Source organism: Hungatella sp. (assembly GCF_046966825.1).
In genome coordinates, this window is record NZ_JBKVCZ010000199.1 from 1 (window position 1) to 8,531 (window position 8,531).

An 8,531-nucleotide genomic window follows, 5' to 3' on the forward strand; every position below is an offset into this window, starting at 1 on the left:
CCACTTTTTTCATTTTCTTCAAAACTTTCTCAGCGGTTCAGCTGGAAGATTTTTGGAAAAGTTTGCCGCCGTTTTCAGCGGCGAGGTATATCATATCAAAGCAGCCGACAAAAGTCAACATGTTTTTTGAATTTTTTTGATATTTTTTATTATACCCTCAATTTTATATTTTCATACACAATATATGGTGTTTATTTCTCTGTGACACACAATACACTCATCTTAACCACAGCAAAGGCCCGGGCAAAGCAGTGAATCTGCTGCTTAGCCCGGGCCCCTGCTTGTTATTCTCTATCGGCGTACCGATGCCACGACCATTTTAATCTCTCCGTCTTCCGGAACAATCCGGTAGCACTTTGCGGCAGCCGGCACAATGGCAGTCTCCGCATAATGAATCTCAAATGGCTCAAAACTGCCATCCATGCTTTCAATGCGGGCGCATCTGCCGTCTACCAGATTCATTACATGAACGGAATCGTCCGTCTCAACTGAAGCAGCCTCGGTCAGCGTATAACGGCAGGTATCGATGAACTCCCGGTTGTGAAGTCCAGTGCGCTCCACCATTTTCCCCGGTTCATCGGACAGTACCGTTTCCTGGTGTACAATGTTATCGTATATCCAGTCCGTGTCACGGTCCCACTGAATATTTTTTAAACCGTGCTCCACGTGAATCGGGCGCGGGATTCCGTCGAGTCCCACTCGGCCCCAGTCCCACAGCTTAAAGGTAAAGATATAGGGGGTGGCGCTGATCTCCAGCACCATGGTATTTTTGCCGGAGCAGTGGATGGTTCCCGCCGGGATCAGAATATGATCGTGTTTCTTTACCGGTACCCGGTTCACATACTCTTCCGCCGGAAATGGAATTTCCCCCTTTTCCGCCCGCTTCAGATCACGGGCCATGGCGTCGCGGTCTACCCCATTTTTCACGCCTAAATAGACGTAAGTCTCTTCGTCCTCTGCCGCATCAAGAAGATAATAGCTCTCGTCCTGTGTGTAGTGCATTCCAAAGGAATCCTGAATATACTCCGTCAGCGGATGGACCTGAAGAGACAGATTGCCGCCTCCCATGGTATCCAACAGGTCAAAACGAATGGGGAACTCCGCGCCAAAACGGCCGTGAACCCGTTCTCCCAGAAGCTCATGAGGACGATACATTACCAGGTCGATAGCTGGTATTTTTACGGTTACGCTACCATATGTAAGATTCAGGCAATTTTCCTCGGGTACTCCGTCGAAACTCCATGCGAAATTCTCCTTCTCCGGATCCAGTCCGAAATTCTCCTGCATCCAGTGACCGCCCCATACGCCGGGATCAAAATACGGTTCCATTCTGAACGGCTCTGCGCTGACCTTTTCTAAGCCGCCGCGAAAAGCCTGGCCTGTTATCAGCTTGGGATCACCGGTTTCTTCGCTCTCCAGCACATAATCAAACTGATCATACCGCTCCTTCTTGTAACGGTCCGCCAGCCTCCACTCGATAAAAAAGGCCCGCTTATATTTTGTTAAAATGGGAGCATCACTGTTGGTGCAGTGCCAGTTGGGCATTCCCTTCCGGTAGCGTAGCTGGATTTCCCATCTCGTTATGCCACAGTAAACGTAAATATCGCCTCTGCTTATGAGACCGGCTCCTACGCCGGCGATCACCACCAGCCCTTCCTTCTGCGCTTCCAGCTCCGCTGCCGCCGCTTCCAGCTTGGCCGCATCAAAGAAATCGGCCAGCTTCTTGTGGCAGATCACTCCGAATACGCGGTCTTCCGTGATGAAGTCATGAAACTCGCGGTTCAGCACTTCCTCTGATTTTGCATAGTCTTCCATATCCATGATTTTTGCTGGATTTAAGGAGAGTGCCAGCTCCATCAGTTCCTGTTTGGCGACACCGGGATAGAAATCCAGACAGAGAACCGCTCTTTTTTCCCTGCTCAGGATGTCCTCTGCCTTGCGGGTCAGCTCCGCCTTGACAGCTGGGACGCCTTCCCACGCCTGATCCTCAAATCCTGGAATCACCTTTTTCGGATGCGGATCGTAATTGTTATATTTACCTGCGATATTCATGATATTGCCTCCCTGTTATTCATGGTAATTTCGTAACGATTCAGCCGTGCGGCAGCAAAATGATGCACGGCTGAATCGTTACTATAGATCGACTGTATATTTGTAACGATTTCCCGGATAGTAGCAGACGGAGTATTCAAAGACCAGCCCATCCTTTACGCCGTTATGCAGCTCGGGAAAGTCTTCTCCCGGCAGAAATGTCTGGCGGATCCGCTTAAATACAGGCATCTGGGCCTCTATTTCCAGGAATTTCTGAACCTCCGGAGAGGGCAGCGCCGCTTCCAGTGTGTCCCTTCCTTTTACAATTCTTATTTCATGGACCTCACTTAAATATTTGTACAGAGACTCCATATAATACTGGCTGTCCATAGGAAGCTCCACGATATCTCTCAGATACGTAACGGTATACACCAGCGGTTTTTCCTGGACACTGCGGACTCTGGTCAGGCAGTAGCACATCTCCGTTTTGGGAATCTGAAGCGCCGATGCCACGGTGGTCCCCGGCATGATCTTCTCCATGCGGCAATAGATGGTTTCCATAGTGATATTGTGCTGTTTCATCTCATCCGTAAAGCTGATGACGCTCTTCATGTGTTCGTCGATTTTCTCATAGATCACCTCTGTGCCGATTCCTCTGGAGCATTTGATATATCCGGCCTGGGACAGGGCCGCCATGGCCTGCCTGACCGTCACTCTCGAGACCTCATACTGATCCATCAGCATCTTTTCCGTCGGCAGAAAATCCCCCCGGTTATACTCTCCCCGCTCGATCTGCATCTTGATTATGGATTCCAGCTGCGAATAAAGCGGCGGCGCTCCCTTTTCATGATTTAACATATTCTGTCCCTCCTCATCTTCCGTTATCCCAGGGCATGTTTGAAAATTGCTTTCTGTCAGATGTATGTCACATTTTGTGGGAAATTTGTCCCGAATGAGCGCGGCGTAGTGGGCTACGTTAAGCGAATTCGGGGCAAATCTCCCGCGAAATGGGGCGTGCAGATGGCAGGAATTAATTTTCAAACACGCCCTAATGGCTCATGGCAACAAACAGTCCCTGCATGGCTCTGGCCGAGGTCTCCGGTTCCAGGCAGACCGTCGTGTTCCGTTTTTCACATTCTTTTTTAAAGCCTTCCCCGAAATAGGAAAAGCTTTTTGAGATCTGCCCTCCGAGCACGACACAGTCCGGATGGAACGAATCCAGAAATGGACATATGCAGCGGTTTAATTCCTCACCAAATCTTTGATATACCAGGAGCGCCTTCTCCTCCTGTTCCAGACACCGCTCATACAGCTCTTTTCCATTCAGCCCGGTTCCCGTAATCTCCCTGCTGATTTTTAAAAGTCCCCGGACGGAGAGATAATCATCAATGATGGAATCCCGGTAGGGCAGGTTATAGATCCAGCCATGATCAGGCACTCCCTCCGTCTTCTCTTTTATCACCCTTTTATTTTCTATAAACGCAGACCCGGTGCCCGTTCCAATGCAGAGGCACAGAAGCCGCCCCGCCTCCCGGCCTTCCCCGAACCAGCTTTCCCCCAGTGCAAACGCCTCCACATCGTGGAGGAAACAAAAATTTGTATCCTGAATAAAGTCTGTCCGCCTTTTCATCTCTTCTTCTATAGAAATACCGTAAATAGAATCATATTTATCCAGCCCCTGCATCAGGCTGATTCCCCGTTCATAATCGAACGGCCCCGGAAACGCCATGCCGATTCCATCGATGGAGACACCTTTCCATCGGCCCGCCATCTCCTTTATGATCATGGAAAAATGATCCAGAATCGCCTCTTGATCCGCCTTCGCATGGGAAGAAAAATGGCGGATTCCGCCCTGAATGGCGCCGTGTTCATCGAGTACGCCGGCCTTAATCTCTGTCCCGCCAACATCTAACATCAAATACATTTTTCCTGCTGCCGCCTTTCCAAAAGTTATAACATTATAATATTATAATTCAAACGTAAAAACAAGTCTTTTCCCAGTGTCTCTGTATTTTTGTTAATACTGATCAAAAGGTATTATGCACTTGTTACAAGAACGAAGTCAGACTGCTCGTATCAGCGCGAAGTGCGCATACCAGTGAAGGCGGCTGTCCTGCAATCAATTTCCCGGTTGCAGGACAGCCGCCTTCACGGTGTGTCCGATATGAAGTTAAATTCCTAGTACTGCATTGCACCCGCTATCTACGCCAGGAGCACGCCCACGAAGCTAGTCGTAGGGTCCACTACGCCGTCGCTTCGCGGACGTACACCTGACGCAGATATCACGCACTATGCAGTACGCATTTAAGTCCGGCGGCACAAGTCTATTATTACGTTCCCATCAGTTCTCTGAGCTGCTGAATCAGAGTTCCGCTGCCTGCCACGGATATATTTCCAACCTGGGTACAGATTCTCTCCAGGCATTCCAATTCCTTTAACTTGTAAAGCGTCTTGTTCTCATCCATCAGTTTCGCGGTGTTTAACAGTGACCGTGTGGAGGCAACCTCCTCGCGCCGCGTGATGACATTGGCCTGCGCTCTCTTTTCCGCGATCAGTACCGTGTTCATGATGTCCCGAATTTCCCCCGGAAGGATTATATCCTTGATTCCGATGGTCTGAACCTCCACGCAGTACTGCTCCTGCTCTTCCCTCATCCGCTGTGCCAGAAAACCGGAGATGGCCTCCTTCTGTTCCAGTATCTCATCCAGGCGGTAACGGCCCACATATTCCCGTACAATCAGCTGGATACGGGTATAAAGCTGATTTTCCACACCCTTGATGGTCTCCACCAGCCGCTTCGGATCTGCGATCCGGTATGTAGCAGTTAAATTCAGCCGGATTCCCACACGGTCAGCCGTCAGGATCTCCTGGCCGCTGATCTCCAGTTCCTTCATTTTTAAATCCACAATACGGCATAAGACATCACGGGCATACAGCCAGTAATAATACGTTCCGGGTCCCAGCTCATCCGTCAGAATATTATCCTGGTACAACAGTCCCATCTCTCCAGGAAGAATCTCAATCTTCTTATAATACTGCTGGGCGATCAGACGCAGAAGGTTCTTTTCCACGTTCCGGTCCATGACCGGCTCCCTCATGTCGATGAAACGCAGCTCACACGGTTCCCATACATTCCAGTAAGCGGCCTCGCGGTCTGTTACAACAGCGCTCGCCGCATGGTTGATATACAGGATTCCCAGCTGCCCCTCCGGTACCTCCACCATCGTGACACGGCTCATAAACGCGGCATCTTCTTTTAAAACCTTTAAGGGGACTTCCTTAAATCCCACTCTCCCACGCATCTCTTCTATAATCACCTTATATCCCATGCAGGCCGGATAGTGGTACGTTCCGGCAAATATCATTTTCTCATAACAGCCATTTTTCATAACGAAACCGCACTGGGTCTGATTTACATTAATACGCATATACCTTCCCTCTTTTCTATTTTTATAATCCACTTTACGCTGGTGAACATCGCCATTTCGCGCGGGCGGACTTTTCTTTACACGGGTTGAAACACCGGACCACCGCACAAAAAAGCGGGATGGACTTTGGCAGATTCTTCATTCGTCGTGACCGGGCCGGCAGCGGGCTGCGGCATATGACTCACCACCTCCGCCTGTTCGGCCGATCAGGGCATAAATCGAAATCTGCGGTAGCCGCCTCATCACATGGCTCTTTTCATGCTGGCCGCAGGACTGAAATACGATCCGCAGCCTGGCAGTCCGGCCTTCTCCCCATCTTTTAGGGGACACTAAAAAGGTGTCTAATGATTGCTATACCAACTTAGCTACTGCCTGGATCAGGCAGACGGGATTCGAACCCGCGACACATCATCCTCCGATGGCAGTTGCCTGCCGTTTCGGCGCTATCATATATAATCCCCCGCCCTTGCGGACGATGGAATTCACTGCGGCATACCGTACTGCAAAGCAGCCGGCACCATCTGGCCTTTACGCCATGATTTCTGCAGCTATGATCAATTTCTTTCCAGCGTGATGCAGTTCTATCCTTTCACCACGCCGACCGTCTTCAGCTTTTTGACCGGAACGACCAGATCTTTCTGCTGATCCATCACATGGTCAATGTCTTTGTAGGCGAAGCGGCTTTCCTCCGCCACATCGGATTTGTTCATTTTCCCGAGGACTACGCCCTGGGCCTTTAAATCATCTATAACTTCCTCGCAGGAGAATTTCTCCATCGCGGCCTTTCTGGAATAGGCCCTTCCCGCCCCGTGGGACGAGCTCTCGAAGCTCTCCGGGTTTCCTTTTCCCATGACGACATAGCTGTAGGAACCCATGGCACCCGGGATCACGGCCAACTCACCGTTACCGGCTCTGGTGGCGCCCTTTCGGTGCACCCATACCTCTTTCCCGTAATGGGTCTCCAAAGAAGCGTAATTATGGTGACAATTGATCTGCTCGGTAAATTCCATGGTCGTATCCAGGTACTTTTCCACCTTCTGAGCCACAATCTCCAGAGTTTTCTCCATCATGCGCTTTCTGTTTTCAAACGCGTATTCCAGCGCCAGGTTCATCCACAGGATATAGTCCTGTCCCTCCGCGCTGTCCACAGGAAGGAACGCCAAACGGTATGAATCCGGGACAGCGCTGTGCCATGCGGTATTTAATACTCTCGCTCTGTTGTGGAAATGGTCACAGATTTCCTTTCCAAAATGGCGGCTTCCGGAGTGAATCATGATCCCCAGATACCCATCCTGATCTTCCTGAAGCTCGATAAAATGGTTGCCGCCGCCCAGCGTACCGATCTGGTAAAAGGCATCCTCAATTAACGGAAACAGCGTCTCATTCTTCTCATAATCGGCTGCATGAGCCAGGCACCGGTCCAATACCTCCGATTCCTGTCTCTTCTTGTAAGAGTTATAGCCAACCGGAATATTTCTCATGATCTCTCCGGTAATGGCCTGGAACATGGTTCCATTGCCGGTCATAACTGGTTTAAGATCTTCTGCTTTTATATTGGTAGAGACAAAATTCATCCCGCAGCCGATATCGACGCCCACAGCATTTGGAATGATGACGCCGTCCGCAGCGATGACTCCTCCGATCGGCATTCCTTTTCCCTGGTGAGTATCCGGCATCAGGCACGCCCATTTATGGATAAATGGAAGCTGCGCTAAATGGCGCGCCTGTTCCAGGCATCCTTCCTCAACCTCTTCTATATTTTCCAGCCAGATTCTCACCGGCTTATTCATTTGCTCTTCTTTCCATGTAAACATAATCTCATTCCCCATTTCCTGTTCTTTGTTCTCTGTTGTGACTTTATCTTACCAGTATTTACCGGAGGAATCATTTAAAAAAGGGTGCGAACCTGGTGACAGCAGGAAAAAATGGAAGTATAATCAAATTTAACAGCTGTTACAATAGCCCGGCAGAGCGGCAAAAGAAGAAGTCCAGAAGGAAGTGAAGATACCATGAAAGAATTTTCAGAGCTTGTGAAACGGTTCGACCGGATCCGTACTTATGTGCGGGATTTTTACGTATATGGGTTTAAGACCCGCGAGGACTACAGCGATGGCAGCGGCCGGACCTACGACAACGAGCGCCGCAGGATCGAAAGCTGGTTTTCTCCCTACATTCACAGCGAGTACAACGAGGAACGGAAGAAAACGGTGGCCATCATCGCCCACAGCAACCGGATCGCCGTCAACCCGCTGTTTTCCGCCTGGAAATCAAAGAGCTTTACCTCCAATGACATCATGCTGCATTTCTTGATTCTGGATTTTCTCGCAGACGGCGAATTCTACACGGCAGATGAGACGGCAGACGAGCTCCAGAGCCGGTACGAAGTCCTCTTTGACTCCCAGACTGTGCGAAAAAAGCTGGTGGAGTACGAGTCTTTGGGAATTTTAACGGCAAAAAAGGAAGGGCGAAGGCTGCTTTACGGAAAGCGTGAGAATAGTTGTGAGGAAAATACCTCGAATCTGTGTTCCATGGATTGGCTGGAAAAAATGACCGCTTCCCCCAGGTTCCTTGACATGGTCAGTTTCTATCAGGGAAGCGCCGCCTTCGGATTTATCGGCAGCACCATACTGGATAATCTTCAGAAGGAAAATACCGTATTCCGTCTCAAACACGACTTCCTGGTTCATACGCTGGAGGACGAGATTCTCCTGGAGCTCCTGCGCGCCATGAGGGAACGAAAAGAAATCCAACTGGAAAATAAGAGCGCAAAGACAGGCCGGACCGAGCTGGTGGAAGGAACTCCTTTAAAGATTCTGGTGAGTACCCAGACAGGCCGGCGCTACGTCATCGTTCATCAGACAAAATCAAAACGTTTCTCCAGCTTCAGGCTGGACTATCTCCTGTCGGTGACGCGCTTGGAGTCAGGAGGAGATGACGGGGAAGCCCGTTACGAACAGCATAAAAAGGATCTGGAAAAGAATCTTTCTAAGACATGGGGCGTTTCCTTTGGCGACGGCCGTAAAAAAGAAAGTCCCCCTCTCCGGCGTCCGGCGGAACGGACTGCACGGATGG

At 50.0% G+C, this 8,531-nt stretch carries 7 protein-coding genes and 1 pseudogene; 2 read left to right on the plus strand and 6 right to left on the minus strand.

Annotated elements, in window-relative coordinates; all coding sequences use genetic code 11:
• Positions 1–291: 291 nt before the first annotated feature.
• The 3 genes and pseudogenes from ACLTD4_RS31635 to ACLTD4_RS31645 form a co-directional block, all read right to left on the minus strand.
• On the minus strand, positions 292–2,052 hold the full coding sequence (locus ACLTD4_RS31635) for a class I mannose-6-phosphate isomerase (protein WP_117624198.1): 1,761 nt from the start codon (positions 2,050–2,052) through the stop codon (positions 292–294).
• A gap of 81 nt (positions 2,053–2,133) precedes the next feature.
• A complete protein-coding gene (locus ACLTD4_RS31640; RefSeq protein ID WP_412331874.1) occupies positions 2,134–2,643 on the minus strand; it encodes a GntR family transcriptional regulator in 510 nt (169 codons plus the stop codon).
• Positions 2,644–2,679: 36 nt separating this feature from the next.
• Positions 2,680–3,060: pseudogene (locus ACLTD4_RS31645) on the minus strand (DUF6783 domain-containing protein); the annotation flags it as partial.
• Between ACLTD4_RS31645 and ACLTD4_RS31650 the strand changes: the two are divergent.
• Positions 2,950–3,177 carry a DUF6783 domain-containing protein gene (locus ACLTD4_RS31650; protein WP_320995739.1) on the plus strand — a complete coding sequence of 76 codons (228 nt, stop codon included), beginning with the start codon at positions 2,950–2,952 and terminating at the stop codon, positions 3,175–3,177. The pseudogene ACLTD4_RS31645 and the gene ACLTD4_RS31650 sit on opposite strands and share 111 nt — an antisense overlap.
• Here the strand turns inward: ACLTD4_RS31650 and ACLTD4_RS31655 are convergent.
• From ACLTD4_RS31655 to ACLTD4_RS31665, 3 genes are all read right to left on the minus strand, one after another.
• Positions 3,080–3,946, minus strand: coding sequence for an ROK family protein (locus tag ACLTD4_RS31655; RefSeq protein ID WP_243008448.1), 867 nt, complete (start codon positions 3,944–3,946; stop codon positions 3,080–3,082). The two genes, ACLTD4_RS31650 and ACLTD4_RS31655, sit on opposite strands and share 98 nt — an antisense overlap.
• Positions 3,947–4,361: 415 nt before the next feature.
• Positions 4,362–5,459 carry a slipin family protein gene (locus ACLTD4_RS31660; protein WP_002602213.1) on the minus strand — a complete coding sequence of 366 codons (1,098 nt, stop codon included), beginning with the start codon at positions 5,457–5,459 and terminating at the stop codon, positions 4,362–4,364.
• A 581-nt stretch (positions 5,460–6,040) separates the two neighbouring features.
• Positions 6,041–7,273: an RtcB family protein gene (locus tag ACLTD4_RS31665; RefSeq protein ID WP_117624202.1), complete on the minus strand. Its 1,233-nt coding sequence runs from the start codon at positions 7,271–7,273 to the stop codon at positions 6,041–6,043.
• A gap of 195 nt (positions 7,274–7,468) precedes the next feature.
• Here ACLTD4_RS31665 and ACLTD4_RS31670 point away from each other — a divergent pair.
• A partial coding sequence (locus ACLTD4_RS31670; protein WP_412331873.1) for a WYL domain-containing protein occupies positions 7,469–8,531 on the plus strand: 1,063 nt, incomplete at its 3' end.